Raw genomic sequence first — 25,449 nt, 5'->3', positions numbered from 1 at the left:
GCTCACCTGCGTTGTAACGGCAGCCCGATCGACGGTGGGATCTGCTCGGCCGAAATACGCTGGCGGAACACCCAGTACGTCCAGCCTTGGTAGATCAGGACCAGCGGGACGAGGATCACTGCCACCCAGCTCATCACGACCAGCGTGTAGTGCGTCGAGGATGCGTTCTCGATGGTGAGGCTGTAGGCAGGATCGGTGCTCGACGGCATCACGTTCGGGAACAGTGACCCGAACAACAACACCGAAGTGGCGGCAATGGCGACGCTGGTGAGCGCGAACGCCAAGCCTTCCCGGACTACGCGAGTGAGCGCGACAACGCCGACCAGGCACCCGGCCGCGATGAGCACCATCAGCCACGTCCAGCCCTTGCCGTACTCGAATTGCGTCCACAGCACGAAAATTCCGGCGATCACGGTGGTCGGGATGGAGAGCCACTGCGCCAGCTTGATCGCGTCCGAGCGCACCCCGCCGCCGGACTTCAGCGCGGCGAATACGGTGCCGTGCAGGAGGAACACGAACAGCGTCGTGAGCCCCCCGAGCAGTCCGTACGGGTTGAGCAGATCGATCAGGCTCGAGGTCACCTGTTTGTTCTCGTCGATCGCGACGCCGCGCACGATGTTGGCGAACGCGACTCCCCACAGCAGCGCGGGCATGAACGAGCCGAAGATGATCGCGTAGTCCCAGCGTCGACGCCACTGCGGATCATCGATCTTGCCGCGGTACTCGATTGCCACCACCCGCACGATCAACGCCACCAGAATCAGGAGCAGCGGAATGTAGAAGCCCGAGAACAGCGTTGCGTACCACTCCGGGAACGCGGCGAACATCGCCCCGCCCGCGGTGAGCACCCACACCTCGTTGCCGTCCCAGACGGGCCCGATCGTGTTGAGCAGCACGCGCCGTCGGGTGTCCGCGGCTTCGTCGCCGCCGCGGCCGAGAATGCCCATCAGCATGCCGACGCCGAAGTCGAATCCCTCGAGCACGAAGTAGCCGGTGAACAGCACCCCGATCAGCACGAACCAAAACTCGGGAAGGCTCATACCCCAACCCCTTTCAGTACGCGAACGAGAGTTGGCGGGGCTGATCCCCCGGGATTTCGCCGTGTGGCTCGTCGTCGGGATGCGCGTCGTGCGGCAATGGTCCGGCCCGCACGTATCGGCGCATCAGCGCGAACCACACCACGAACAGCGCGGCGTAGACGAGGGTGAAGGTGATCAGCGAGAACCACACCAGGGCCGCCGAGTGGTCCGACACCGCCATGTCGACGGTCAGCCGAACCTGTTCGACGCCGGTGGGATTCGGCGCCACCACCCAGGGTTGCCGGCCCATCTCGGTGAAGATCCAGCCCGCGCTGTTGGCCAGGAACGGCGTCGGCAGCGCGATCAGGCAGACCCACTTGAACCAGTTCTGGTCCGGGATCCGGCCCCGCCGGGTGACCCACAGCCCGATCAGGGCAATCGCGGCCGAGCCCGCGGCGAGTCCGATCATCGCGCGGAACGACCAGTAGGTGACGAACAGGTTGGGCCGGTAGTTGCCCGGACCGAACTGCTGCTCGTACTGCGCCTGCAGATCGTCGACGCCCTGCAGCGTGACACCGGTGAATTGCCCCTCGGCGAGCCAGGGCAGCACGTACGGCACCTGCAGGACCTGCGTAATGCTGTCGCAGTTGTTCTGGGTGCCGATGGTGAGGACCGAGAAGTCGGGGTCCACCTCGGTGTGACAGAGGGATTCCGCCGAGGCCATCTTCATCGGTTGCTGCTGGAACATCAGCTTGCCCTGCGTGTCGCCGGTCCAGACCAGCGCGATGCCGGCCAGAATGATGACGAGAAATCCCAGTCGTGCCGCGGGCCGGAACATGGTGGCGGCGTTGCTGTCCGGCATGTTGTCGACGGTGGGCTCGACCACTGTGGCCGCCCCGACTGCAGACTTGGCCCGTCGCGCTTCCCGCACCATCCACCAGCCCGAGATCGCGGCGACGAATGTGCCCGCGGTGAGGAACGCGCCGGCGAGTGCGTGCGGAAACGCCGCCAGGGCCGTGTTGTTGGTCAGCAGTTTCCAGATGCTCGTCAGCTCGGCGCGGCCACGCTCTTCGTTGAAAGTCACCCCGACCGGGTGCTGCATGAACGAGTTCGCCGCGATGATGAAGAAGGCGGACAGATTGGTGCCGATCGCGACCATCCAGATCGTCGCGAGGTGTACGCCTTTGGGCAGTCGGTGCCAGCCGAAGATCCACAGCCCGAGGAACGTCGACTCCAGGAAGAACGCGGCGAGCGCCTCCATCGCCAGCGGCGCGCCGAACACGTCACCGACGAACCGCGAATACTCGCTCCAGTTCATGCCGAACTGGAATTCCTGCACGATGCCGGTGGCGACGCCGAGGGCGAAGTTGATCAGCAGCAGTTTGCCGAAGAACTTCGTGAGTCGATACCACGCGTCTTTCTTGGTCACCACCCACGCGGTCTGCATGATGGCGACCAAGGGCGAAAGGCCGATGGTCAGCGGGACGAAGATGAAGTGATAGACGGTGGTGATGCCGAACTGCCACCGGGAGATGTCCAACGCGTCCATGGCGTTCCCTGCCGATCGGTGAGCGGGATATCTACTACGTCAGATAGTAGACACCCCACTCGGCTCAATTTCGAGTGTTCGTCACCGATTTGTTCTCCATTGCACTCTCCACCAATTCGGTGATCTGCGCCGCACAATCGGGCTCGGGCAACGTCAGCCCGTCCAACTCGCGCACCCGCACGGCCAGCGCCACGCTCGACACCAGCCATACCCCGTCGGCAGTGATCAGGTCCGCCGGGAACAGCGGCACCACCTCCGGCGTGAAGCCGTGCTCCTCGGCGATCTCGAACATCGCCTGCTGCGTTGTGCCCGGCAGAATCCCGCTGGTCAACGGCGGGGTCCGCAGCCGGTCACCCTTGACGACCACCACCGTGGAGCGCGGACCCTCCAGGACCCGGCCTTCGCTACTGATGAAGATCACGTCGTCGGCGTTGTTGCGCTGCGCGAACCGCAATGCCGCCATATTCGTGGCGTAGGAGAGCGTCTTCGCCCCGAGCAACTGCCACGGCGCGCTGCCAGCCAACTCCACGGAATGACCGCGCTGCAACGTCATCACGACGGCACCCTTCGCGCGGGCACGGGCCACCCGCTCGGGCACCGGCGCGACGGTGACGAATGCGGTGGCGTCACCACCGGATTCGCGGCCCCGGGTGAGCACCCAGCGCATCATGCCCTCGGACCGATCACCCCACTCGTCGGCAGCGATCTCCGCAGCGCGCGCCCACACCACGCAGTCCGGCTCGGGCAGCTCGAGCATCCTTGCCGAGTTCACCAGCCGTTCCATATGCCGCGCGACGTTGCACGGCACACCGTCACGAATCAGCAGCGTCTCGAAGACTCCGTCGCCGCGGACCGCGCCCACGTCATCGGCGGTCAGCAGCGGAGCGTCGGGGTCGAGGATCTCTCCCTCGAGGTTCACCAGCACACGATCGGCCATGTCACCAGACTAGGACCCGGATATTGTGGAAGCGTGGATCTTCCCCCCAGCCCGTTGCTCGTTTCGCCGGGAGCAGTGCCCGGACCCGACGATTCCCCCGATCGGCCGGTCGCGTGGCACTACGGCGACCCCCTGCGCGAGCAGCGAACCGCGGTGCAGCGGGTGGCCGTCGTGGACCGCTCGCATCGCTTCGTGATCGCCATCGGCGGCCCGGAGCGGCTCAGCTGGCTGCACACGATTTCCAGCCAGCACCTCACCGAACTCGCCGACCGCCGCTCGGCGGAGAACCTGAGCCTGGACCTCAACGGCCGCGTCGAGCACCACTTCGTGCTCACCGATCTGGACGGCACCACCTGGATCGACACCGAGGCCGGGACCGGGCCGGACCTGCTCGGTTTCCTACAGAAGATGGTGTTCTGGGCCAAGGCGGAGCCGCGCGACGGCAACGAACTCGCGGTGCTGAGCCTGCTCGGGCCGGAGGCGGGCAGCGTCGTCGACGAGCTCCCCGCGGACGACTACGCGGCACTGCCCCTGCCGGGATTATCGGGTGGATTCATCCGCAGGATGCCTTCCCTCGGCTCCCCGGGCACGTCGAGTCATTCCGCAGGCTCCACTCCGGCCTTCGACCTGCTCGTGCCCCGCGATCGGCTGGCCGAGGTCTGGCAGCAGCTGATCGACCGCGGCGCCACGCCCGCCGGGCTGTGGGCGTTCGAGGCGTTGCGGGTGGCGGCGCTGCGCCCGCGCACGGGCGTGGACACCGACGACCGCACCATCCCGCACGAGGTCGGCTGGATCGGTGGGCCGGAGGTCGGCGGCGCGGTGCATCTGGACAAGGGCTGCTACCGCGGCCAGGAGACGGTCGCCCGGGTACACAACCTGGGCAAATCGCCGCGTCGAAAGGTGCTGCTGCATCTCGACGGGTCCGCCGACAGTCGTCCTGAGCCGGGTGACCCGGTGACGCTGGACGGGCGCACGGTCGGCCGTGTCGGCACGGTGATCGATCACTACGAACTCGGCCCGATCGCCCTCGCGCTGGTCAAGCGCAACGTGCCGGCGGGGACGGCGCTGGTCGCAGGTCCGAGCGCAGCGGCGATCGACCCGGATTCCGTTCCCGAGGACGACGCGCCGCAGGCCGGCAGGCTGGCGGTCGAGCGGCTGCGCGGCAGATGAGCGCGCCGGAGGAGACCGGGCGGGTCGACGCCGTGTGCGTCGTGCACGCCGAACACCCGGTGCTGAAGAACCAGCGCACCGCCATCGACAAGCAACCGGTCGCCGGTCCGGTCGCCATCACCGCCCTCGGCCCGGCGGGCGACCACGTTGTGGACACGGTCAACCACGGCGGCGTCGACCAGGCCGTCTACGCCTACGCCGAGCACGAGGCCGCGCGCTGGGCCGAGGAACTCGGCCGCGCGATCCCGCCAGGCAGCTTCGGGGAGAACCTGCGTATCTCGGGCATGCCGGTGACCGACGCGGTGGTCGGCGAGCAGTGGCAGATCGGCGACACGCTGCTCGCGGTCACCGCGCCACGGGTGCCCTGCGCGAAGTTCCAGGAGTGGCTCGGCGAAGCACATTGGGTCCGCCGGTTCACCCAACGCGGTGATGTCGGCGCCTACCTGCGCGTGCTGCGGGAGGGCGCCATCGACGCGGGTGACCCGGTCGAGGTGGTGCACGTTCCCGAGCACGGCATCACCGTGCGCGACCTGTTCACGATGCACGACATCGATCGGCTCGCCGCGCTGCTCGACGAGCCGAACCTGTCGGCCAGTGCGCGGTACCGCATCGAGAAGGCGCTCGCGCGGGCGGCACGCGCGTGAGCGTCGACCTCGTCGAGGTGGTGCGGTCCGGTTTCCGCGAGTGCGTCCACCGGGGCTCGGTGGTCGTCCTCGACGCGGACGGTGTGGTGCTCGACGAATTCGGCGAGGTACACACTCCGATCTATCCGCGCTCGACGAACAAGCCGATGCAGGCGGTGGCGCTGCTGCGCGCCGGTTTCGCGCCGGCCGACGATGCCGAACTCGCCATCGCGTCCGCGTCGCACCACGGCGAGCCGCGGCACGTGGCGCAGGTGCGTCGCCTGCTGGACCGCCACGGGCTCCGCGAGGAGTTGTTGCGCTGCCCCGCCGAGTTGCCGTCCGACGAACGCGCCCGTGCCGAGGTCCTCATGTCCGGCGCGCGTCCGCGACGAGTCCACCACAACTGTTCGGGCAAGCACGCGGCCATGCTCGCGACCTGCCGGCACAACGACTGGCCGCTCGACGGCTATGTCGACTCCGGGCACCCACTGCAACGTGCGGTCACCGACACGTTGATCGACCTGTCCGGTGAACCCGAGACGGAACTCGGCATCGACGGCTGCGGCACCCCGATCGTGCCGATCTCGCTGGTGAATCTCGCCCGCACCTTCGCGAAATTGGTCACATCCGAGCCGGGCTCGCCGGAACGCCGCGTGGGCGACGCCGTGCGCGCCGAACCGTATCTGGTGTCCGGCACCGACGGCGAGGATCTGCTGTTGCAAGCCGCCGTCCCCGGGCTGTTCTGCAAGGCCGGTGCGGAGGGCGTGCACGCGGGTGCGCTGCCGGATGGCCGGGCGTTTGCGCTGAAAATCGATGACGGACAAGGCCGTGCCCGACTTCCGCTGGCCGCGGCGTGCCTGCAGCGGCTCGGCGTCGAACAGACCGATGGTCTCGCGGACCTTGCCGCCGCTCCGGTTCTCGGTGGCGGCGCTCGGGTCGGCACCATCCGCGCAGTTCCGGGGTTGTTCCACGGCGCTTGAGCGAATTTTGCCGATCGTCGCGGGCCCCGCATGGAAGCGCGACCGCGATTGGCACGCTAAAGTGTGTAGCAGGAAAACTCACATCGGAAACGGGGCCGCCAAATATCCCCAGGCCGCCCCGCAAAAGCGCGAGGGGGTTAGCCATGGGCCGCGGCCGGGCTAAGGCAAAGCAGACCAAAGTTGCTCGGGAGCTCAAGTACAGCTCGCCGAATACCGACTTCGATAGCCTTCAACGAGAGCTGTCGGGCGGTGAATCACCCATCTCGCACCGCAACGGTGTCCTCTCCGAAAAGCCGGACGACGTATCCCGCTGGGAAGAGGACGAGTACGAAGACTGGCGTCGCTGACATCTGACAGCAGTCAGGGGGAGCCGACCGAGTCGGCTCCCCCTGATCTGCTGTCGTTCGGCGTCCGCCGGGTCGTATCGGTGCCGGCAGCGGCCTAGAACCGCGGGTGCTCGCCAACCATCACGACGCGATCGACCGCGTCCTTGTTCGCCTGCACGGACCCCAGCGTCCAGCAGCTGATGTGGCGTGCCGTCAGCACTGCCAGGGCGCGATCGACGTCTTCGGGCGCGACGATGGCGACCATGCCGACGCCCATATTGAAGGTGCGCTCCATCTCGATGCGGTCGACGCGGCCGCGCTGCTCGATCATCCGGAAGACCGGTGCCGGGCTCCAGGTTCCCCGGTCGAGTTCGGCGACGAGCCCCTTGGGCATGACGCGCGCCAGGTTGTTCGCCAGTCCGCCACCGGTGACGTGCGAGAAGGTGCGCACGTCGGTTTCCGCGATCAGTGCGAGGCAGTCCTTGGCGTAGATCTTCGTCGGCTCCAGCAACTCCTCACCGAGGGTGCGGCCGAACTCTTCGACGTGCCCGTTCAGGTTCATCCGGTCGATCTCGAGCAGCACCTTGCGGGCGAGGCTGTAGCCGTTGGAATGCAGCCCCGAAGCACCCATGGCGATGACGACGTCCCCGGGGCGTACCCGATCGGGACCGAGGACGGAATCGGCCTCGACGACACCGACACCGGTGGCGGACAGGTCGTAGTCACCGTCGGACATCAGGCCCGGATGTTCGGCGGTCTCGCCGCCGAGCAGCGCACAGCCGGCCTGCACGCAGCCTTCCGCGATACCGCCGACCAGTTCGGCGACGCGTTCGGGAACGACCTTGCCGACAGCGATGTAGTCCTGCAGGAACAGGGGCTCCGCGCCGCATACGACGAGGTCGTCGACGACCATCGCGACGAGGTCCAGGCCGACGGTGTCGTGCTTGTCCATCGCCTGTGCGACAGCGATCTTGGTGCCGACGCCGTCGGTGGACGATGCGAGCAGGGGTTCGCGGTAGTCGCCCTTGAGGGCGAACAGCCCGGCAAACCCACCGAGCCCGCCCTGTACCTCTGGGCGGCTGGCCCGCTTGGCGAGTGGGGCGAACAATTCGACGGCACGATCCCCGGCCTCGATGTCGACGCCGGCCGCCGAATACGAGACACCCGAGGGACGCGTCTGGTCTTCCATGGGGACGGCGCTCCAACCTCGTTGGCCTTATAGATGCGTGCTTACGCTACCGGAGAGCCCGTCGACACCGGGCGTCGCTGCCATCGAGGAGCGCATCCATTGACATACATTCTGTATGTATGTGATGGTTGACGGGCCATCGCCGACAACCCGGGGAGACCGTCATGGGACACAGCGCAGCGCTCGGCACCGCACACGACATCGATCTGCCCGGCGGGCGAATCTGCTATCACGAACGCGGTACGGGCTCGCCGGTCGTGTTCGTGCACGGACTGCTGGTGAACGCGAACCTGTGGCGCAAGGTGGTGCCCGCGATCGCTGATGCCGGATACCGCTGCCTCACCCCGGATTGGCCGCTCGGCTCACACAGCATCCCGGTGCCCCATGCCGACCTGACTCCCCCCGGCCTCGCCACCCTGATCGAGTCGTTTCTCGAAGAGCTCGACCTGCGCGACGTCACCCTCGTTGCCAACGACACCGGCGGCGCACTGACCCAGATTCTGCTGGCGCGCAAGCCTTCTCGCGTTGCGCGGGTGGTCCTGACGCCATCGGACTGCTACTCGAACTTCCTGCCGCCGATATTCCGCGGGCTGACGACGCTGGCGAAGGTTCCCGGGTCGATGGGCCTGCTCACCACCACCCTGCGCGTGCGGGCTCTGCACCGGCTGCCGTTCACCTTCGGTTGGCTGACCAAGCGCCCGGTTGCGCCGGAAGTTGTCGACGGCTACCTCGAGCCGAGCCGTCACGACCGGGCCATCCGCAAGGATCTGCGGCACGCCCTCGCCGGGCTGCACCGGCGCTACACGCTCGCCGCGGCCGAGAGCTTCCCCGAGATCACCGTGCCCGTTCTGATCGCTTGGGCTCCCGAGGACAAGGTGTTCCCGCTGCGCTATGGCGAACGCCTCGCGGCCGACCTGCCCAATGCCACCCTGCGCCTGATCGAAGACAGTTACACCTTCGTGCCCGAGGATCAGCCGGAGTTGCTCGCGGAACTGATCCTGGAATTCACTCGCGAGCATGCCGCGCCGTAGTCAACTCGACCGTTCTCGGTCGACGAAAGCCGATCTGGTGGCGACCGGTCGGCGGTTGTTCGCCGAACGCGGCTACGCAGGTGCGGCGGCCGAGGACATCGTCGCCGCGGCCGGCGTCACACGCGGCGCGCTGTACCACCACTTCGGCGACAAGCGCGGGCTGTTCGTCGCCGTGCTCGAGGAGTTGGAAAGCGAGATCACCGCCGAGCTGACCACGAGCGTTGGGGCGGTGATGGCCGAACTGGGCGACGACGCCGAAGCGCGGACGGCGACTATGCGGGCCGGCATCATCAGGTCGCTGGACCGCTATCTCGAAATCTGCGTACGCCCCGAGATTCTGCGCATCGCGCTCATCGATGCGCCCACCGTGCTCGGCTGGCAGTCCTGGCGAGAACTCGAAGCCAGGCACGGCCTCGGTCTGGTAATCGGAATCGTCGCGCTCGCCGCCGAAAGCGGCAGTGTCGCAGGCGAGGACGTCTCACTCATCGCGCAACTGCTATTCAGCTCGATCATCGAGGCAGGCTTGTTCGTCGCACATGCCGAGGATCATGTCGCTGCGCGCGCCGAGGCGATGCGCGCACTGCTCGTTCTGCTCAGCTCGATACTGCCCGGCTGACAGGGGATCTCGGGCGCGAGGAGCCGGGCAAGTCCTTGGAATCATGGCCACAACGGATATAACGTTGCGCGTTAATAACGCAGTGCGTTATGCTGGTCTGGTGATCGAGTCGTTCGGCGACAAAGAGGCCGAGCGGGTCTTTCATCGGCAGTTCTCGAAGAAGCTTCCACACGACATTCAGCGGATCGCGCGACGGCGCCTCCTTTTGATCGACGCGGCCACCGACGTCAACGACCTGCGGGTGCCGCCGGGCAATCGCCTGGAGAAACTCTCCGGGGACCGCTTGGGCCAGTACAGCGTTCGGATCAATGATCAGTACCGCATCTGTTTCGTCTGGCGCGCCACAGCCGCGTACGACGTCGAGATCACCGACTACCACTAACCACCCGAAGGACCGACAAGGAATACCAACATGACTCCAGACCTGAGCCCCGTTCACCCCGGTGAGATCCTCCGTGAGGATTTCCTCGAACCTTTCGGGATCACGCAGAACCGGCTCGCCACGATCATCGGTGTTCCGCCGCGACGGATCAACGAGATCGTGCTCGGGAAGCGGTCGATCACTGCCGACACAGCCCTGCGGCTGGGGAAGGCATTCGGCAACAGTGCACAGTTCTGGCTCAATATCCAGGACCGCTACGAACTCGACGTTGCAGCCGACAAACTGGGCGACACCCTCGCCGGGATCACGCCGCTCTCGGCATAGCGGTTGGTCCCTACGGACGTAACAACGCGCTCGCGTTGTCGTTGCCCTCGACAACCGCGGCCTCGAACATGCCCTCGAGCACGTTCTTGCCGATGCCCTCGGTGGGCAGCTCGATCGGGTACTTGCCGTCGAAGCAGGCCGCGCACAACCGGGACTTGGGTTGCTCGGTGGCGGCGATCATGCCGTCGATCGAGATGTAGCCGAGGCTGTCGGCTCCGATGGAGCGGCGCACACCGTCCACCATCTCGTCGAAATCTTCTGGGGCACTGCCAGTTCCGGCCCCATTGGCGATGAGCTCGGCGGGTGAGGCGAAGTCGATGCCGTAGAAGCACGGCCATTTCACCGGCGGGGAGGCGATCCGAACATGGATCTCGAGCGCGCCGGCCTCACGCAGCATCCGGATCAGCGCGCGCTGGGTGTTGCCGCGCACGATGGAGTCGTCGACGACGATGAGCCGCTTGCCGCGGATGACTTCACGCAGCGGGTTGAGCTTGAGCCGGATACCGAGTTGTCGAATGGTCTGGCTCGGCTGGATGAACGTGCGCCCGACGTAGGCGTTCTTCATCAGACCTTGCCCGTACGGAATGCCGGAGCCCTGCGCGTAGCCGACCGCGGCTGGCGTGCCCGACTCCGGAACCGGGATCACCAGATCGGCATCGACGGCGTGCTCCTTGGCGAGCCGGCGCCCGATCTCCACGCGCGCGGCATGCACCGAGCGACCCACAATGGTGCTGTCGGGACGGGCGAGATAGACGTACTCGAACACGCAGCCCTTGGGCTCCGGGTTGGCGAAGCGGGAGGATCGCACGCCGTCGGCGTCGATCGCGAGCAACTCGCCGGGCTCGATCTCACGGACGAACGAGGCACCGACGATGTCGAGGGCCGCGGTCTCGCTGGCCACCACCCAACCGCGATCGAGCCGGCCGAGACAGAGCGGACGCACACCGTGCGGGTCGCGCGCCGCGTAGAGGGTGTGCTCGTCCATGAACGTCAGACAGAACGCGCCACGCAACGTCGGAAGCAGCGACATCGCGGCCTGCTCGATGGTGCTGTCGGCGGCGGCGTGCGCGAGCAGGGCCGTGATGATGTCCGAGTCGGTCGTCGCGGCAACCGGGCGGCGGGAGTCGACGAGACGCTCGGCGCGCGCCCGATCGGCGAGTTCTGCGGTATTGACGAGGTTGCCGTTGTGCCCGAGCGCGATGCCGGTACCGACGGCGGTGGTGCGGAAGATCGGCTGCGCGTTCTCCCACGTGGTCGAACCCGTGGTGGAGTACCGGCAGTGGCCCACCGCCACGTGCCCCGGCATGGCGGCGAGGGTCTGCTCGTCGAAGACCTGGCTCACCAGGCCGAGGTCCTTGAAGACGAGCACCTGCGAACCGTCGGATACGGCGATACCCGCGGCTTCCTGGCCACGGTGCTGCAACGCATAAAGCCCGTAATAGGTGAGCTTCGCGACATCTTCACCGGGCGCCCACACACCGAAAACCCCGCATTCCTCGCGGGGTTCGTTTTCGTTCTCGTCTGCCGAAGGGTCTGCCGTAGCGAGAAGGTTGGGGGTACGGACCGAATGCTCGGCACTAACCACAGTTGCTCCCTGATCGGTGGGCGTGGGGGGCATAACCCATTCTACGGGTGATCGGGCGCACGTCTGGCCTGGATGACGCCCGAAACCCGGTTTGGACACCCCACGGACCGCCAATGTGGCGGAACTCACCCACGACACGCGGGGGCGCGCCGAGTACGGGTAGCGTCCTCTGCTCATGAATGCCGTTCCGACGCCACCGCGTGCCGCGGTGCGCAACCCTCGCGTCTGGCTCTTCCCCGCGGTCGTGGTGATAGGGCTGATGACACTGCTCGCCGGCTTCTATCTGGACAGCATCGCCGACCCGGAGGCGAGCCTGCACGACTTCCCGGTCGCGCTGGTGAACCAGGACGAGGGCGAGCTGGTGCCGGGTCCGAGTGGCGAGCAGAAGCAGAACTTCGGCGATCAGATCGCGGCGGCCATCGGCAACGGCATCGATCCGGACCAGATCGACCTGCGTCAGGTCGGCATCGCCGAGGCGCAGCAACAGTTGCAGAGTGCCGATGTGTACGGCGTGATCATCATCCCCAGCGACTTCAGCAAACGGCTGCTGATCCTCGCCGCCGGCAGCGTCGTGCCCGGCGAGATCGAAAAGCCCGTCATCACCGTGCAGTCCAATCCGCGGGCCGGTACGTTCGCCAGCGCGATCATGGACCGGATCGGGGATCAGGCTATGACGCAAGTGAATTCGGAGGTCGGCAAGCAGCTGACCGGCCAGGTGCAGCAACAGTTGGCCGGGCCACCGCCGACGCCGATTCCGGGGGCGAGCGCATTGACGCTCGCCGAGCCGGTGAATGTACTTGCCACCGAATACAACCCGCTGCCCGGCGGCACCGGAAATGGTCTGGCGGCGTTCTATTACGCGCTGCTGCTCGTGCTCGCCGGGTTTACCGGGGCGATGATTGTGCACACGATGGTCGACCAGGCGCTCGGCTTCGCGCCGACCGAATACGGGCCGTGGTACCGGCACTTGGAGTCGATCGGTATCTCGCGGTTCAACACCCTGATGCTCAAGTGGACGGTGATGGCGGCGATCGCGCTGGTGGTGTCGGGGATCTATGTCGGTGTCGGGCACCTGGTCGGGATGCCGATCGACCGAGCGCTGGCACTGTATTTATTCGGCGTGCTCGGCATTCTCGCCGTCGGAGTCACGGCGCTGTCGGTACTGGCGCTGTTCGGCACGGCGGGCCTGCTGATCAACCTGGTCGTGTTCATCGTGCTCGGTCTGCCGTCGTCCGGCGGCACGGTGCCGTTGGAGGCCCAGCCCCCGGTTTTTGGTTGGCTCGCGAAGTTCGAGCCGATGCATCAGCTCTATCTCGGCGCGCGATCGATCCTGTTCTTCGACGCCGGTTCCGCCTCCGGCCTGGGGAGGTCTGCGGTCGCCACGCTGATCGGGCTCGCGATCGGTCTGACCCTGGGCATCGTCACGACCCGGGTCTATGACCGCGCGGGCTTGCACCGCCGGACGCGGCCGGAGACGGCTTCCGTGCCCTGACGCGGCTCGGCTGGTTACGACGCCAGAAACGCAGCGGATTCGAGTAGCGGACTACGCGCGACCCGGCTCCGAACGCCGCCAATGATCGAGGCATGGAGGTTCATGCATCGATCGGAGGTGGTTGGCAATGACTGCAACGGTGGCAGGCAAGATACCCGCGCCAATCGCCGCGCCCCGGCGCCTGATCACGTTGCCCATCCGACGTCCACGGGTGTCATGGCGCAAAGCGGCGGCCGTACTGCTCGTCGCCGTCGCCGCCGCATTCGTTGTGGCGTTGTCGATCGCGGCGGTCAACCAGGACTACCCCGCCGGCGTTCCCGGCACGGACACAACCGTGCCCGTGCCGTGTCACGAGACCGCTGTGCCGCCCGGTGAGACTGCGCCGCACTGGGATTCCTCTGTCGGTGCTGCGCCGATCAGCTTGTGCCCGTAGGGTTCGGAGCGGCGCTCGCCATTCGGTCGGCGATGCGGGCGCGCAGACCGTCGCGCACGGTCGGCCATTCACTTGCGATCACCGAGTACACGATCGTCGTGCGCCGACTTCCGTCCCGGCGGCGCGCATGGTCGCGCAGCGCGCCCTCCTGCTGCGCGCCGAGGCCGAGCACCGCCGCCCGCGAACGAACATTCAGATCGTCCACATTGAGCTGTGCGCGGCGCGCCGCGAGCGTGCCGAAAATGTGTTCCAGCACAAGAAGTTTCGACTCGGCGTTGATTGCCTTGCCGCGGGCGCGCGACGAGATCCAGGTGTAGCCGATGGTGACCCGGCGGTGCGGCTCGCTCATCTCGTAGAGAGACGTCGTCCCGACGATCTCACCCGAGGCCGCGTCGACCTGAGTGAGCATCTGACGCCCGGACCGCAGCGCGTGTTCGACCGACTTCCGCGACGGTGGCTCCGACTCGATGCCGAACGGAAAGTACCGCAGCGTGTCCGGATCGTCGTGGGCGATTGCCAGGCCCTCGACGTCGTCGAGTGTGGTGGGTCGCAACACGACGTGCGCGCCCTTCAGCGTCGGCGTTTCGGTCCAGAACTCGCTTGCCACTCGTCTCCCCCTCGATCCGGTTTCACACAATCGGCAGCCAGTGCGCCACCTCCCCCGCCCGCCCCCCGGACGCCGAGACCCGCCCCGCCGCCACCGCGGCGTCGAAGTCCATCGCACCGGTGGCGAGCAGCAACCAGGTGCGCGGATCGGTCTCCACCACGTTCGGCGGTGTTCCACGCGTATGCCGCGGCCCCGAAATACACTGCACCGCAACGAATGGCGGCACCCGCACCTCCACCGAAGAGCCCGGCGCCGATTGCGCAATCGCCCGCGCAGTCAGTCGAACGGCCACGGCGAGCTCGGCACGTGACGGCTCCGGCGCGTTCTCGTCAACCAACCAGCCCGCTACTGCCGCAACGGCTTCCCGCAGCTGTGCGGGATCGACTCCGGATCGTGGCAAGGCTCAGGCAGCGCCGTGGCCGAACAATGCCGGCAGGGTAGCTTCGAAACGCTTGCGCAACTCCGCAAGCGGCACGGTGAACAGGTCCTGCACCTCGACGGCATCGGAGCCCTGATCCACCACGCCGATCCGCACCCAGGGCATGTCTCGCGCCGAGCACATATTGGTGAACCGGGTCTCCTCTGTCCGCGGCACCGAAACCAGGACGCGCCCAGCCGATTCCGAGAACAGCTGCACAAACGGGTCGGAGCCGTCCGGAAGAATGATCCGGCAACCCGTCTCGCCGGCCAGCGCGGACTCGACGACCGTCTGCGCCAGCCCACCTTCGGACAGGTCGTGCGCCGCGCTGATCATGCCGTCGCGCGAGCCGGCGGTCAGGATCTCTGCCAGCAGTTGTTCACGAGCAAGGTCGACCCGCGGCGGCACGCCACCGAGATGGTCGTGCACCAACTGCGCCCAGATCGAACCGCCGAACTCGTCATGGGTGTCGCCGAGCAGGATCAGCGTCTCGCCCGGTTCGCGGCCGAACCCGGTGGGGATGCGGCGGTGCACATCGTCGATCACGCCGAGCACACCGACCACCGGGGTCGGCAAAATCGCGGTCTGCCCGGTCTGGTTGTAGAAGCTCACATTGCCCCCGGTCACTGGGATCCCGAGGGTGGCGCACCCATCGGCGAGTCCGCGCACCGCCTGCTGGAACTGCCACATCACCGCCGGGTCCTCGGGCGAACCGAAGTTCAGGCAGTTGGTGACGGCCTTCGGAGTGGCGCCGCTGACAGCTACATTCCGGAAAGCCTCGGCGAGCGCAAGCTGTGCGCCGGTGTAGGGGTCGAGCTTGGTGTAGCGCCCGGACGCGTCGGTCGCCAGCGCAATCCCCCGCCCGCTTTCCTCGTCTATCCGCAGCACACCGGCATCGGCATGCTCGGCGAGCACCGTGTTTCCGCGGACGTAGCGGTCGTACTGTTCGGTGATCCAGCGCCGGCTGCACAACTGCGGGCTCGAGATCATCCGCAGCAGCGTGGTGAGCAACTCGTCGGCAGAGGAAGGGCGCGCCAAGCCGTCGGGCACGTTCGCGATCAGTTCGTCCTGATCGGCGGGGCGCGCCACCGGACGCTCGTAAACCGGGCCCTCGTGCGCCACGGTGCGCGGCGGCACGTCGACCACGGTTTCACCGTGCCAGGTGATGACCAGCCGATCCCCGCCGGTGACCTCGCCGATCACGGTCGCAAGCGTGTCCCACTTGGCGCACACCGCCAGGAACGCGTCCACGTTCTCCGGGGTCACGACCGCGCACATGCGTTCCTGCGACTCGCTCGACAACACCTCGGCCGGGGTCATCCCTTCGGCGCGCAACGGCACCTGCTCCAGGTCGATATGCATGCCGCCGTCACCTGCGGCAGCCAATTCCGATGTGGCACAGGATAATCCGGCACCACCGAGGTCCTGGATACCGACCACCAGCTTGGCCGCGTACAGCTCGAGGCAGCACTCGATGAGGACTTTCTCGGTGAACGGGTCGCCAACCTGGACGCTCGGCAGCTTCTTGGGTCGGCCGCCGCCGGTGTCGTCGAAGGTCTCCGACGCCAGCACCGACACGCCGCCGATGCCGTCCAATCCGGTTCGGGCACCGAACAGAATGATCTTGTTCCCGGCGCCGGAGGCGAATGCCAGGTGCAGGTCCTCCACCCGCATGACGCCCGCGCAGAGCGCGTTGACCAGCGGGTTGCCGGCATAGGACGGGTCGAAAACGGTCTCGCCGCCGACATTGGGCAGGCCGAGGCAGTTGCCGTAGCCGCCAACCCCGCGCACCACACCGTCCACGACGCGGCGGGTGTCCAGCGCATCTGCGGCGCCGAAGCGCAGCTGGTCCATCACCGCGATCGGCCGCGCGCCCATCGCCATGATGTCGCGCACGATGCCGCCGACGCCGGTGGCCGCGCCCTGGTACGGCTCGACGTAGGACGGGTGGTTGTGGCTTTCCACCTTGAAGGTGACCGCCCAGCCGTCGCCGATATCCACGACACCTGCGTTCTCGCCGATACCCGCGAGCATCTGGGCGCGCATCTCGTCGGTGGTGGTCTCGCCGAAGTACCGCAGGTGCACCTTGGAGGACTTGTAGGAGCAGTGCTCGCTCCACATCACGGAGTACATCGCCAACTCGGCGTCGGTGGGGCGGCGTCCGAGGATCTCCTTGATGCGGGTGTACTCGTCGTCCTTGAGCCCGAGTTCCCGGTAGGGCTGCGCTGTGTCCGGCGATGAAGCGGCGTGCGAGACGGTATCGACGTGCGAAGTCACGGAGCGACGAGTCCTTTCGACCTGGCGAGAATGCGCAGAAGCTACCGGGCGAGTCTAGTCGCCACCTGCGACGTGCCCGCAGGAAGTAGGTGTGACCCTGTCCGGCGCGAGTGGCGCCCTATCCCATGATGGACAAGAACTGCCAGACCGGCGTTACCGAGAGGTCCTGCGTCGTGTTGTCCACCGTGGTCGGCAACGTCAGGGCGAAGCAGAACCGCACCGGCGTGTGGTCCGCCGGGATGACATGGGTTGTTTCGCCGCTTCCCGTCGACAGGGTGGCGTCGGTAGGGAACCCGATCAGCGGGGGTGCCGCGGCGAACGTTGCCTCATCGCAGGTGGCGGTGTTCCCGATGATCTTGACGCTGTAGAGGAGTGCGGCGGTGAGAGCATTCGGCGGATCGAAGGTGGCGCCGATCAATTTGACCGGCACATCCGAATTCGGCACGTCCGTCGTCCGCAGTGTGATCGGCGCGTACACCGTCGCGCCCGGATACATAGCATTCGCAATTATCGGAAATTGCATAGCGCCGCCCGGCGCCGTGGCGTACTGCTGATAGCCGCCGATCTCGCCAAAATCGGCTTCGATATCGAACGCGCCCGTGGATACGGTGCCCGAACCGAAGATCGAATCACTGAATATCGCCAGCGTGGTTGCTATGCCTCCGGCGAGCAGCAGTAACCCGGCCGCGAGCACCGCCAGGATCTTGCGCTTACGTCGTTGCGCCTGGGCCTGCCCGGTCGCGCCGGGATCCGGATAGTGGGTCATGACGACACCGCCTTCACTTTCCGCCACCCACAAGGGTCGCACGCGACGAACATCGTTATCCCGGTCATGATTACGGCCCCGGCAGCAACGGGCCGAACAACAATGGCAAGCCGCCCGGCGGCGGAGGCAACGGCGGAGGTGGCGGAGGAGGCGGCGGCACCGGGGCGCCGGCCGGAGCAGGTGGAGGGGGCGGCACCGGCGCACCCGCCGGGGCAGGCGGAGGGGGTGCCGATCCCGCCGATCCCGACGACCCGAATAGGTTGTTGAGCAGGGCTCCCGAGCCGAAGTCCGGGAACCAGTCCGGAAGGGATCCGCCGCCCGCAGCCCCGTCGAAACGGCCCTTGTATTCCGGCCAGATCGGCTCGTTCGTCCCGGTCGCGCAGGTGACTCGCGCCAGTTCGATGTCGACGGCCATATCTCCGACGGTAGGGACTGGTGCTGTGTCGACGGCATCGAACTCGACGATCAACCGAAGCCCCGCCATGGGAGGCACCGCCTGGGTGAAGGTTTGCAAGTAGACAAATCCGGTCACGGTAACTGGGACGAGACCTGGGGCCGTGCCGTTCAAGGGGACGCCGAGGGTCGGGCGCGGGTTCTGGTTGTTCTCCGGCACCAGGGTCGCGACGTCGACGGTGTTCCCGCCGTTGATCCGGATCGACCCGCCCGGTCTCGTCACCACTCCTCCGCTCGGCGGGCATTCGGCCTTGGCGCCCTTGATGTCGTTGAACCGCCCCAACCAGTCGCTACCGATGGTGTCGCTATAGCCGAAGTCCGTGTTTGCGAGGTTGGCCGTCGCGTCGGAGGACCGTTCGTTCGGACGCAGGACGCAGAGATTATCCCTGGCGTCCGTGTATCCCGCACAGGCGTTCGACTGCAAGGTTCCTAATCCGCCGAAAGTGTAGAAAGTGAGCCCGACGAGCGGTGTTCGCACCACGAGGACCTTCGAGTCCGTATCCGTAGCTGCAAAGCTTTCTTGGTCGTTATATGCGATGACTTTGTCCTCGTTTGACTGCTCCAGATTCGTCAGCGTCGCGTTTCCCGCAATTCCCTCGCCGTAGCCGCGCTCGGCAGTCGCCGAGACGATCCCTTGCGTCAGCCACACCTCGACTGTCCAGTTCGCGGCGGTATGCATCGTGACGCCGAGTAATAAGACGGAACCCGCGGCCAGCAGCGGGAGCCAACGACGAATGCGCCGGGGGCGTCGCCCTCGGGATTCTGTGCCTCGCCGACGGCTCATTGTGCGGACCTTCGTCCGTTACTCGGCCCGCCCCGGTGCGCGAGTGCGCATCGGGGTCGGTTGGCCGCTGCACGATGATGCTCCTGGCGCTACGGCGAGGTTTGCGATCCCTCTCATACGAGCGACCCTTTCGTCAGGGTTCCTCCTGGTACGGCGAGATTCCTTCGCCACGAACGTAGCGCGACTCACACCCGTGTGTGGACCGTTTCGTTGTCACCCCCGGTGGGTCCTGCGCCCGGTCCGGTTGGCTCGTCCGGGTCATCCGGACCGCCGGCTTCGTCGGTGGGCGGCCCGGTCGGCGGGTTCGTTTCCTCCTCCCGCGGCCAGGCGGCCATGCCAACGATGAGGGCCACCACGAACGTCACGATCAGCAGCACGATCGGGCTGATGAGCTTCACCAGGACGTAGCCCAACTCCGGAATCGACCACAACACCAGGCCGGCCCGGACGACGGTGTACGGGTCGGGATCCGGCGAAGGATTGGCGTCGCCCTGCATCGTGATGATCGTCGAGCCGTTGAGGCCCGGCTGCGCGGTGAGCACCCGGTGCGTGATCGGGTCGAGGCTGTCGCCCCGGTCCATCATCGTGACGTCACCAACGTGCAGCGTCGCCGCATCGACTTCCCGGGTGATCGCGAGGGAACCGGCCGGGATGGCCGGATCCATCGAACCGCTCTTGAAGATCACCAGGCGGACTCCGAACACCAGCGCAACGATCGACGCGATGATGCAGATTGCACCGAGGACTGCGGCGATGTTGAGCAGGATGTTCGCGGCCTTTTTCCACATGGTGCCCCTTCGCGGGCGAGCAGGATCTACGGGATATTCGCGAGAATGCTGAATTGCCAGGTCACACCAGCAGCAGAGCCACGTAGGGCAGGGTTCGCCAAGTTTTCTGGAGTATCCGGCAGCGTAACCGCAAAGCAGACGACCTGTCCCGTGGTGTCATCAATGGGCAAGTCCAAGGTTGCACCGCCAGCCGTGGTTAAGGGCGACCAGCCGGTGATCCCGAACGCGTCCTGGCCCCCGGTCCAGTCAGCCTCTGTGCACGATGGAGTCGGGGGCGCCCCGAAGGGGACGGTCTTGGTGGCGATTAGTTTGGGCCAGAACTGCAATGCCCCAAACAGTTCCGCACTTTCGGGCTTCGTGGCGACCTCCGGTGCCCGTGTCACACCGGCTAGGAGGGAGGCCAAACCCGGATACTCGTCCTTCTCGGGATTGACGCGAAGACCAACACTGGAGTAGATCGGTTTCCCGGGCACAATATTCGTCTCGGACGGGTCGAGCGGGAAGTCGAAAGTCCCAGCTGCGGCGCTATCGATGTAGGCGGTCTGCCAATCGCCGCCGCCGCTCGCGGCGAACGCGCCCTGCGCCTCCCAATCACCCGTTGCGAATGTCGCCTTACCAAAGACATTCGTGCTGAACACCGCCAGCGTGGCGCCGACCCCGAGCCCGACCACTAGGCCCACCGCTAGAAACGCCCTCCGCTTGCGCTTCGCTCTCTCCGAATCCGCTTCCGGCGTACTTGCCGTGGCGCCCTGATCAGTACTCATGGAACCAACCTCCATCTACATCTGACGGTTATGGGCTTCATCAAAGTGGACGGTAACACCGCCGACCTGCGCAATGGACGGTTTTCGCTGCGGCCGTTACCAATGCGGATCCCATGCATATTTCGGTGCCGGGAAAGACGCTATTTGACACCGATGTCACTGGGCAATTTCGAGCGGACGAAATAATCGCTCGAGAAACGAATTGCCAAGTTACCGTTCAATTTCGGAGATTCCGACCACGTACCGACCGAGGGTATCTCGCCCTCCTGGGAGGGGGCGAGAAATCGTTGCAGCCGACACCAGTCGCCGTCGGTTGTGAAGTTTCCCTGAACGTTCCAATTCCGATGGCGTGAATTTGCCTCACGACCGGTCGGTTGGTTTCCGCCAATTCCCGCTCTCCGACTGCCAATTCCGCCGCGCTTCGCGGCGTATCGGCGGAGGGCGTTCGGGTGCCCCGCGCCCATCGGCACTCATGGCGCCGCGGCAATGGGAATCGCGTCGAAATGCCACAGGATCGGACCGGAATCGATGCCCAGCGCCGCCGCCGGCGCGTCGATCGGCACGTCGATCTTGAAGCAGACGATCGTGTAACCACTCCGGGTCTCGGCCCCGTTGTCCGCGGGCATGACGAGGGGCTGCTGAGGGTCACTGCCCGTCGTGAGCGGAGCGTCGACGGGGAAGCCGGGGATGGCAACCAGGTTGTCCCATTGGTCGTCGCGGCACTTGGCACGGCCGGCCGCTGGGTCGATGACCTGGCGAACCGTGTACCGCAGTGCACTGGCGAGAGCGTTGCCCGCTTCGATTTGCGCCCCTACCAAGCTGAGCTCCGCGGGAAGCCGCGGCGCGTTGTCGTTCTCCGGGGTCCTCCCGAGGCGAAACCTGGTCGAACAGAAGGCGGAAGCGCCCGGCACAACGTCCTTCGATGTGTCACGCCCGCCCTTGAAGATGTCGCGGCAGTTCATGTTTCCGGCTTCTTCCGGTGTCGGGTGGTCCTGGAAGTCCGTCTCGGGGAAGAAGATCCCGGCTCCGTACACCGGATCGCCCTGAATGGTGAAGTGCCCACTCGTCACCGTGCCGGAGCCAAACACGTCGTCGGTCCATGCCGCGAGCGTCGCGGTGGTGCCGAGCCCCAACACGATCCCGGCAATGAGGACCGCACGAACCTTGTGCCACAAGGTGATCCGTGAGGACGTCGGTAAACCGAGACGTCGCTTCGATTTCGATGGGGACATGGCAGCCTCCTACGTCGTCGCCGACGAGATGTCGAAGCCCCAGGTGACTTTGCCCGTGCTCAGCCCCTGGATTGACTGGTCGTCGGAATACGAACTGGGCAGCGTCACAGCGAAACACAGATTCTGCGGGGCACTGTCCGCGGTGAGCCGGAGCGGTGTCGCGCCGCTACCAACCGTCAGTGCGACGCCTTCCGGAAAGGTCGGCGGGACGGTGCCCGCACCGAATCCGGTGGCATTGCACGCCGCGGCCGGCAGCGACTTGACCGTGTAGATCAACGCGATCTGCAATGGATTGCTGCCGGCCTCGAATTGGGCTCCCTTCAGCACGGCATCACCGGGAGATGAGTTCTGGGTCGGATCGATCTTCAGCGCTACCGGCGCGTAGACGGTGTCACCCGGTGTCATCAGGCCCGGATTGATCTGGAACTCGAACTGGCCGGCGTCGCCCGCCGAGGCATACGACTCCCAGGTCGTGCCGCCGTCGAAGCTGCCCAGCACATTGAAGCCGGAGCCTTCACCGGTCGCGAAGCTGGCTCCGCCGAAGATCGAGGTGGTGTACCCCGCGAGTGTGGCGACGGCGCCGAGGCCCACGATGATGCCGACCGCGAGAATGACCTTCACCTTGCGCCTGCGACGGCGCAGTTCGTCCGACTGCCCGGTGCCGCTGTCGCCCGCCTGTTCGGTACTCATCGGGATCGTCTCCCTCGATGCGGCCGGCCTCCTGACCGTTCACCAGTGCCGACGGTAACACCGGCCCCCTGCGCGGCAGGCCGTTTACGCGCAATTCGGCACTACGGAATCGAGGTCGACGCGAATTCCCACTCCATCGTTCCGGACGTCGCATTCTGCACCTCGAAACTCGCCGGTAATGACAGCGCAAAGCAGAAATCGAGACCATCGGCATCGTCTTTCGGCACCGTGACGGCCTCGGTGCTCCCCTGGGTCAACGGATCGTCTGTCGGCCAACCCGAGTATTCGGTCCCGGTCGTCCACCCATCCGCATTGCAGTTGGCCGGGGTCGCGCTATTGACCGAATAGGTCAGGGCGAGGAACAGCGGGCTGGTGGGGGTGGTCGAGTTCGCGCCTATCAGAGTGACCGCGGCGTCGTAGGAGGCCCTGGTCGGATCGACTCGGACGGCTGCCGGCGCGTACACCGTGTCGCCGGGCACCATCTGCAGCGGATTGAGCTCGAAAGCAAAATCGCCGACACCGGAGATGCCCTTGTCGAAGTCTGCCCATTCCCCATCCCGGAACTTGCCCTGGGTATTGAACGTGCCGGTCTGGAACTCCGCCTCCCCGAACACCGAAGTGGTGTAAGCCGCTAGCGTCGCAGTGACACCGAGACCGAGGACAATGCCGACGGCGAGGAATGCGCGAACCTTGCGCTTGTGGCGGTGCAGCGCAGGATCAGGCCCCGCTTCGTCGGCCGCCCGGCCAGTTTGATCGGCGCTCATGGTCCGTCCCGGTCCTACCGCTGATGTGGTGAACTACGACGAAAGTAGCACCGCACAGCCACGCTTCGGGCGGACTCCGCGCAACGGTATTTTCGCGTTCGTAGCATCGGCGGCGCGGCCCAGAGCGGGCTAATGTCACTGCCGACCACATCTGCGGGAGGCACGTTGACGACCACCCATGATCCGACGCGCACCACCGGCGACACAGCGAAGCAGGCGTTTCCCGCGCTCGTTATCGGCGTGGGCTCGGCGCTCGCGTTGATCGGCATCTCCGAGCTCGCCGACCAGCTCGAGCACTTCCTCTGGGATTGGCTACCCGACTCGTTCGGCACCACCGGCGAGAACCGTTGGTGGATCTTCGGAATGCTCACCGTCGTCGGTCTTGCTGTCGGCCTTGTCGTCTGGCTCGCACCGGGTCACGCCGGCCCGGATCCGGCGACCACCGGCCTGGTGTCCGCGCCACTGCCGCTCTGGGTGCTGCCGGGCCTCGCAGTGGCACTGGTCATTTGCCTCGCCGGCGGCACCAGCCTCGGGCCGGAAAACCCGATCATCGCCATCAACGTCGGGCTGGCCGTCTGGTTACTGAGCAGGTGGTTACCGAACGTTCCCGGCGCGTTCGGGACGGTGCTCGCGATCTCGGGCACGGTGGGTGCGATGTTCGGCACCCCGGTCGCCGCCGCGTTGCTGTTGACCGAGATGAAGGAGTTCCATCAGCGTGGCAGCTTGTGGGACAACCTATTCGCGCCGCTCGTCGCGGCGGGATCGGGCGGCCTCACGATGTATCTGCTGGAGAGCCCGACGCTTTCGGTTTCGGTTCCCAAGATGGGCACTCCGGGCTGGGACGATCTGCTGAGCGGACTCGTGATCGCGGTCATCGCCACCCTCGTCACTCTTGTCGGCCTCTACGCGTACAACCCGTTGCACAAGCTGTTCCGCCTGTTGCCCCACCCCGTGTTCATATTCCTCGCGGGCGGGTTGGTGCTCGGCATGCTCGGCGCGATCGGCGGCGAGATCACGCTGTTCAAAGGCCTCGAACAGATGAAGGAACTGACCGATACCGCAGGTGACTACACCGTCGGCGGCCTCATCCTCATCGCGCTGGTGAAGCTCGGGGCGATGGTGGTCGCGGCGACAGCAGGATTCCGTGGCGGAAGGATCTTTCCGTCGGTATTCATCGGTTTGGCAATCGGTCAGGTGGCGCACGCCATCGACAACGACATACCGCTAGCGCTGGCGATCGCCTGCGGGATTCTCGGTGTCGTGCTTGTGGTTTCGCGCGACGGCTGGCTGTCGCTGTTCATGGCCGTGGCAATCGTCGGCGATGCGAACGTGCTCCCGCTGCTCTGCCTGATCATCCTGCCCGTCTGGCTGATCGTATCGGCACGACCCGAAATGATCGCCACCCCGACGGAACCCGCAGAAAACCAGCCGCCACGCCAGAGCGCCTAGATGTCCGCCTGAGAGACGAAGTTCCACACCACCGGCCCGGTGCTCTTGCCGCGGACCGCCACGTCACTTGCCAGCGATTCCGGCAGCGTCACCGCAAAGCAGAAGTCCACCGGTTGGGAGTCCCTCGGCAAAATAGCGGGCCGTAGCGGGTCACTCGAGGTGAACAACGGGTCCGGAGTCCCCGCGGAGCCGGGGAAGCCCGGCCGCGGGTTGCCCGGACGTCCGGCGACGCAGTCGGCGGCGCCGGCGTCGCCGACCGTGTAACGCAACGCGCTGAACAACACGTTCGGTTCCGGCACCACGCCGCCCTGGAGCGTGATGCGGCCGTCGAAACTGTGATGTTTCGGGTCGACCCGCAGCGACACCGGCGCGTAGACGGTTTTGCCCGGGTACATGCTCTGCGGTTCGACCGAGAACTGGAAGTCGCCGGTATGTGGCGTGTTCGAGAAGCTCGACCAACCGCTGTCTGCGCGATTGACGCTGAAGTTGCCCTGCACGTTCCAGTCGCTCGACTTTTCCTCGCTCCACGGCAGGATCGAACTCAGCAACCCCCAGTCGCTGTCGCCGTCTCGCGAATCCCGGTACACCGCAACCACGGTCATCACGAGCAGCCCGAGCACCAAACCCATGGCGAAGAAGAGCACGAACTTGCGCCGGCGGCGCTTCCCTACTTCGGGTGATTCAGTGCTCATCGGAAACCCGTAATCGTCGAACCCAGCCGGAACAAGAGGCCCGTGTGGCCGTCGTCACAATAAGTGACGGTAGCACCGACGACCTGGGAGTAAGGCCGGTCCGGCAGAC

General features: G+C 66.2%; 27 protein-coding genes. 11 read left to right on the top strand and 16 right to left on the bottom strand.

From position 1 onward, the window contains the following. Window positions 1-2: 2 nt before the first annotated feature. The 3 genes from cydB to OG921_RS09665 all read right to left on the bottom strand — a co-directional run bounded on the left by cydB (window position 3) and on the right by OG921_RS09665 (window position 3,505). Window positions 3-1,040 carry a cytochrome d ubiquinol oxidase subunit II gene (gene cydB, locus OG921_RS09675; RefSeq protein WP_266112173.1) on the bottom strand — a complete coding sequence of 346 codons (1,038 nt, stop codon included), beginning with the start codon at window positions 1,038-1,040 and terminating at the stop codon, window positions 3-5. Between the two features lie 13 nt (window positions 1,041-1,053). After that, window positions 1,054-2,568, bottom strand: coding sequence for a cytochrome ubiquinol oxidase subunit I (locus OG921_RS09670; protein WP_266112172.1), 1,515 nt, complete (start codon window positions 2,566-2,568; stop codon window positions 1,054-1,056). Window positions 2,569-2,632: 64 nt separating this feature from the next. Further along, complete coding sequence (locus OG921_RS09665; protein ID WP_266112171.1) at window positions 2,633-3,505, bottom strand: aminodeoxychorismate lyase; 873 nt, start codon at window positions 3,503-3,505, stop codon at window positions 2,633-2,635. Window positions 3,506-3,538: 33 nt separating this feature from the next. Here OG921_RS09665 and OG921_RS09660 point away from each other — a divergent pair, with 33 nt between their 5' ends. From OG921_RS09660 to OG921_RS09645, 4 genes are all read left to right on the top strand, one after another. After that, window positions 3,539-4,675 carry a folate-binding protein YgfZ gene (locus OG921_RS09660; RefSeq protein ID WP_266112170.1) on the top strand — a complete coding sequence of 379 codons (1,137 nt, stop codon included), beginning with the start codon at window positions 3,539-3,541 and terminating at the stop codon, window positions 4,673-4,675. Further along, complete coding sequence (locus tag OG921_RS09655; RefSeq protein WP_266112169.1) at window positions 4,672-5,319, top strand: MOSC domain-containing protein; 648 nt, start codon at window positions 4,672-4,674, stop codon at window positions 5,317-5,319. Before OG921_RS09660 ends, OG921_RS09655 begins: the two co-directional genes overlap by 4 nt. Beyond that, entirely contained in the window at window positions 5,316-6,278 is a 963-nt protein-coding gene (locus OG921_RS09650; protein WP_266112168.1) for an asparaginase, read from the top strand. The genes OG921_RS09655 and OG921_RS09650 overlap by 4 nt, the downstream gene beginning before the upstream one ends. 143 nt (window positions 6,279-6,421) lie before the next feature. After that, complete coding sequence (locus tag OG921_RS09645) at window positions 6,422-6,625, top strand: DUF3073 domain-containing protein (RefSeq protein WP_266112167.1); 204 nt, start codon at window positions 6,422-6,424, stop codon at window positions 6,623-6,625. Between the two features lie 94 nt (window positions 6,626-6,719). Here OG921_RS09645 and purM read toward each other — a convergent pair whose 3' ends face one another. Then, window positions 6,720-7,793 (bottom strand): phosphoribosylformylglycinamidine cyclo-ligase, encoded by a 1,074-nt coding sequence (gene purM, locus OG921_RS09640; protein WP_266112166.1) that lies wholly within the window; start codon window positions 7,791-7,793, stop codon window positions 6,720-6,722. Between the two features lie 164 nt (window positions 7,794-7,957). On the opposite strand from purM, the gene OG921_RS09635 reads away from it, so the two are divergent. The 4 genes from OG921_RS09635 (at window position 7,958) to OG921_RS09620 (ending at window position 10,146) form a co-directional block, all read left to right on the top strand. Then, complete coding sequence (locus OG921_RS09635; RefSeq protein WP_266112165.1) at window positions 7,958-8,824, top strand: alpha/beta fold hydrolase; 867 nt, start codon at window positions 7,958-7,960, stop codon at window positions 8,822-8,824. Beyond that, window positions 8,811-9,440, top strand: a complete 630-nt coding sequence (locus OG921_RS09630) for a TetR/AcrR family transcriptional regulator (RefSeq protein ID WP_266112164.1) — start codon at window positions 8,811-8,813, stop codon at window positions 9,438-9,440. The genes OG921_RS09635 and OG921_RS09630 overlap by 14 nt, the downstream gene beginning before the upstream one ends. 100 nt (window positions 9,441-9,540) lie before the next feature. Then, entirely contained in the window at window positions 9,541-9,822 is a 282-nt protein-coding gene (locus OG921_RS09625) for a type II toxin-antitoxin system RelE/ParE family toxin (protein WP_266112163.1), read from the top strand. A 30-nt stretch (window positions 9,823-9,852) separates the two neighbouring features. Next, a complete protein-coding gene (locus OG921_RS09620) occupies window positions 9,853-10,146 on the top strand; it encodes a HigA family addiction module antitoxin (protein WP_266112162.1) in 294 nt (97 codons plus the stop codon). A gap of 10 nt (window positions 10,147-10,156) precedes the next feature. Here the strand turns inward: OG921_RS09620 and purF are convergent, their stop codons facing one another. Further along, on the bottom strand, window positions 10,157-11,731 hold the full coding sequence (gene purF / locus OG921_RS09615) for an amidophosphoribosyltransferase (RefSeq protein ID WP_266112161.1): 1,575 nt from the start codon (window positions 11,729-11,731) through the stop codon (window positions 10,157-10,159). 175 nt (window positions 11,732-11,906) lie between these two features. Between purF and OG921_RS09610 the strand changes: the two genes are divergently transcribed. Both OG921_RS09610 and OG921_RS09605 read left to right on the top strand, forming a co-directional pair. After that, window positions 11,907-13,223, top strand: coding sequence for a YhgE/Pip domain-containing protein (locus OG921_RS09610; protein WP_266112160.1), 1,317 nt, complete (start codon window positions 11,907-11,909; stop codon window positions 13,221-13,223). A 127-nt stretch (window positions 13,224-13,350) separates the two neighbouring features. Next, window positions 13,351-13,656 (top strand): hypothetical protein, encoded by a 306-nt coding sequence (locus OG921_RS09605; protein ID WP_266112159.1) that lies wholly within the window; start codon window positions 13,351-13,353, stop codon window positions 13,654-13,656. Here the strand turns inward: OG921_RS09605 and OG921_RS09600 are convergent. The 10 genes from OG921_RS09600 to OG921_RS09555 all read right to left on the bottom strand — a co-directional run bounded on the left by OG921_RS09600 (window position 13,640) and on the right by OG921_RS09555 (window position 23,199). Next, window positions 13,640-14,263 (bottom strand): GNAT family N-acetyltransferase, encoded by a 624-nt coding sequence (locus tag OG921_RS09600; protein WP_266112158.1) that lies wholly within the window; start codon window positions 14,261-14,263, stop codon window positions 13,640-13,642. The two genes, OG921_RS09605 and OG921_RS09600, sit on opposite strands and share 17 nt — an antisense overlap. 22 nt (window positions 14,264-14,285) lie before the next feature. Continuing rightward, the gene (locus OG921_RS09595) at window positions 14,286-14,663 is read right to left on the bottom strand and encodes a sterol carrier family protein (RefSeq protein WP_266112157.1); all 378 of its coding nucleotides are present in this window, start codon (window positions 14,661-14,663) and stop codon (window positions 14,286-14,288) included. Between the two features lie 3 nt (window positions 14,664-14,666). After that, window positions 14,667-16,958 (bottom strand): phosphoribosylformylglycinamidine synthase subunit PurL, encoded by a 2,292-nt coding sequence (gene purL / locus OG921_RS09590; protein WP_266112156.1) that lies wholly within the window; start codon window positions 16,956-16,958, stop codon window positions 14,667-14,669. A 118-nt stretch (window positions 16,959-17,076) separates the two neighbouring features. Beyond that, window positions 17,077-17,724 carry a hypothetical protein gene (locus OG921_RS09585; RefSeq protein ID WP_266112155.1) on the bottom strand — a complete coding sequence of 216 codons (648 nt, stop codon included), beginning with the start codon at window positions 17,722-17,724 and terminating at the stop codon, window positions 17,077-17,079. Window positions 17,725-17,794: 70 nt separating this feature from the next. Beyond that, the gene (locus tag OG921_RS09580; protein ID WP_266112153.1) at window positions 17,795-18,856 is read right to left on the bottom strand and encodes a hypothetical protein; all 1,062 of its coding nucleotides are present in this window, start codon (window positions 18,854-18,856) and stop codon (window positions 17,795-17,797) included. 290 nt (window positions 18,857-19,146) lie between these two features. Next, the gene (locus tag OG921_RS09575) at window positions 19,147-19,749 is read right to left on the bottom strand and encodes a signal peptidase I (RefSeq protein ID WP_266112151.1); all 603 of its coding nucleotides are present in this window, start codon (window positions 19,747-19,749) and stop codon (window positions 19,147-19,149) included. A 26-nt stretch (window positions 19,750-19,775) separates the two neighbouring features. Beyond that, window positions 19,776-20,513, bottom strand: a complete 738-nt coding sequence (locus OG921_RS09570) for a hypothetical protein (RefSeq protein ID WP_266112150.1) — start codon at window positions 20,511-20,513, stop codon at window positions 19,776-19,778. A 470-nt stretch (window positions 20,514-20,983) separates the two neighbouring features. Further along, on the bottom strand, window positions 20,984-21,745 hold the full coding sequence (locus OG921_RS09565; protein ID WP_266112149.1) for a SipW-dependent-type signal peptide-containing protein: 762 nt from the start codon (window positions 21,743-21,745) through the stop codon (window positions 20,984-20,986). A gap of 9 nt (window positions 21,746-21,754) precedes the next feature. Next, window positions 21,755-22,435: a hypothetical protein gene (locus OG921_RS09560; protein ID WP_266112148.1), complete on the bottom strand. Its 681-nt coding sequence runs from the start codon at window positions 22,433-22,435 to the stop codon at window positions 21,755-21,757. Window positions 22,436-22,536: 101 nt separating this feature from the next. After that, complete coding sequence (locus tag OG921_RS09555) at window positions 22,537-23,199, bottom strand: hypothetical protein (RefSeq protein WP_266112147.1); 663 nt, start codon at window positions 23,197-23,199, stop codon at window positions 22,537-22,539. A gap of 165 nt (window positions 23,200-23,364) precedes the next feature. Between OG921_RS09555 and OG921_RS09550 the strand changes: the two genes are divergently transcribed. After that, the gene (locus OG921_RS09550) at window positions 23,365-24,648 is read left to right on the top strand and encodes an ion channel protein (protein WP_266112146.1); all 1,284 of its coding nucleotides are present in this window, start codon (window positions 23,365-23,367) and stop codon (window positions 24,646-24,648) included. Here OG921_RS09550 and OG921_RS09545 read toward each other — a convergent pair. Then, window positions 24,645-25,340 (bottom strand): hypothetical protein, encoded by a 696-nt coding sequence (locus tag OG921_RS09545; protein WP_266112145.1) that lies wholly within the window; start codon window positions 25,338-25,340, stop codon window positions 24,645-24,647. The two genes, OG921_RS09550 and OG921_RS09545, sit on opposite strands and share 4 nt — an antisense overlap. Window positions 25,341-25,449 lie beyond the last annotated feature (109 nt).

The organism is Aldersonia sp. NBC_00410 (assembly GCF_026342035.1).
Lineage (GTDB): Bacteria > Actinomycetota > Actinomycetes > Mycobacteriales > Mycobacteriaceae > Aldersonia.
Note: the sequence above shows the minus strand (reverse complement) of the source record. Positions and strands in the feature narration are given on the sequence as shown.

Bases quoted from the DNA above. Each gene is read 5' to 3' on its own strand.
- OG921_RS09610 (WP_266112160.1), top strand. From the start codon at position 11,907: ATGAATGCCGTTCCGACGCCACCGCGTGCCGCGGTGCGCAACCCTCGC.
- OG921_RS09630 (WP_266112164.1), top strand. From the start codon at position 8,811: ATGCCGCGCCGTAGTCAACTCGACCGTTCTCGGTCGACGAAAGCCGAT.
- OG921_RS09665 (WP_266112171.1), bottom strand. From the start codon at position 3,505: ATGGCCGATCGTGTGCTGGTGAACCTCGAGGGAGAGATCCTCGACCCC.
- OG921_RS09555 (WP_266112147.1), bottom strand. From the start codon at position 23,199: ATGAGCGCCGATCAAACTGGCCGGGCGGCCGACGAAGCGGGGCCTGAT.
- cydB (WP_266112173.1), bottom strand. From the start codon at position 1,040: ATGAGCCTTCCCGAGTTTTGGTTCGTGCTGATCGGGGTGCTGTTCACC.
- OG921_RS09565 (WP_266112149.1), bottom strand. From the start codon at position 21,745: ATGTCCCCATCGAAATCGAAGCGACGTCTCGGTTTACCGACGTCCTCA.
- purM (WP_266112166.1), bottom strand. From the start codon at position 7,793: ATGGAAGACCAGACGCGTCCCTCGGGTGTCTCGTATTCGGCGGCCGGC.
- OG921_RS09605 (WP_266112159.1), top strand. From the start codon at position 13,351: ATGACTGCAACGGTGGCAGGCAAGATACCCGCGCCAATCGCCGCGCCC.
- OG921_RS09575 (WP_266112151.1), bottom strand. From the start codon at position 19,749: ATGTGGAAAAAGGCCGCGAACATCCTGCTCAACATCGCCGCAGTCCTC.
- OG921_RS09560 (WP_266112148.1), bottom strand. From the start codon at position 22,435: ATGAGTACCGAACAGGCGGGCGACAGCGGCACCGGGCAGTCGGACGAA.
- OG921_RS09570 (WP_266112150.1), bottom strand. From the start codon at position 20,513: ATGAGTACTGATCAGGGCGCCACGGCAAGTACGCCGGAAGCGGATTCG.
- OG921_RS09585 (WP_266112155.1), bottom strand. From the start codon at position 17,724: ATGACCCACTATCCGGATCCCGGCGCGACCGGGCAGGCCCAGGCGCAA.
- OG921_RS09545 (WP_266112145.1), bottom strand. From the start codon at position 25,340: ATGAGCACTGAATCACCCGAAGTAGGGAAGCGCCGCCGGCGCAAGTTC.
- OG921_RS09670 (WP_266112172.1), bottom strand. From the start codon at position 2,568: ATGGACGCGTTGGACATCTCCCGGTGGCAGTTCGGCATCACCACCGTC.
- OG921_RS09580 (WP_266112153.1), bottom strand. From the start codon at position 18,856: ATGCATACCGCCGCGAACTGGACAGTCGAGGTGTGGCTGACGCAAGGG.
- OG921_RS09645 (WP_266112167.1), top strand. From the start codon at position 6,422: ATGGGCCGCGGCCGGGCTAAGGCAAAGCAGACCAAAGTTGCTCGGGAG.
- OG921_RS09620 (WP_266112162.1), top strand. From the start codon at position 9,853: ATGACTCCAGACCTGAGCCCCGTTCACCCCGGTGAGATCCTCCGTGAG.
- OG921_RS09655 (WP_266112169.1), top strand. From the start codon at position 4,672: ATGAGCGCGCCGGAGGAGACCGGGCGGGTCGACGCCGTGTGCGTCGTG.
- OG921_RS09635 (WP_266112165.1), top strand. From the start codon at position 7,958: ATGGGACACAGCGCAGCGCTCGGCACCGCACACGACATCGATCTGCCC.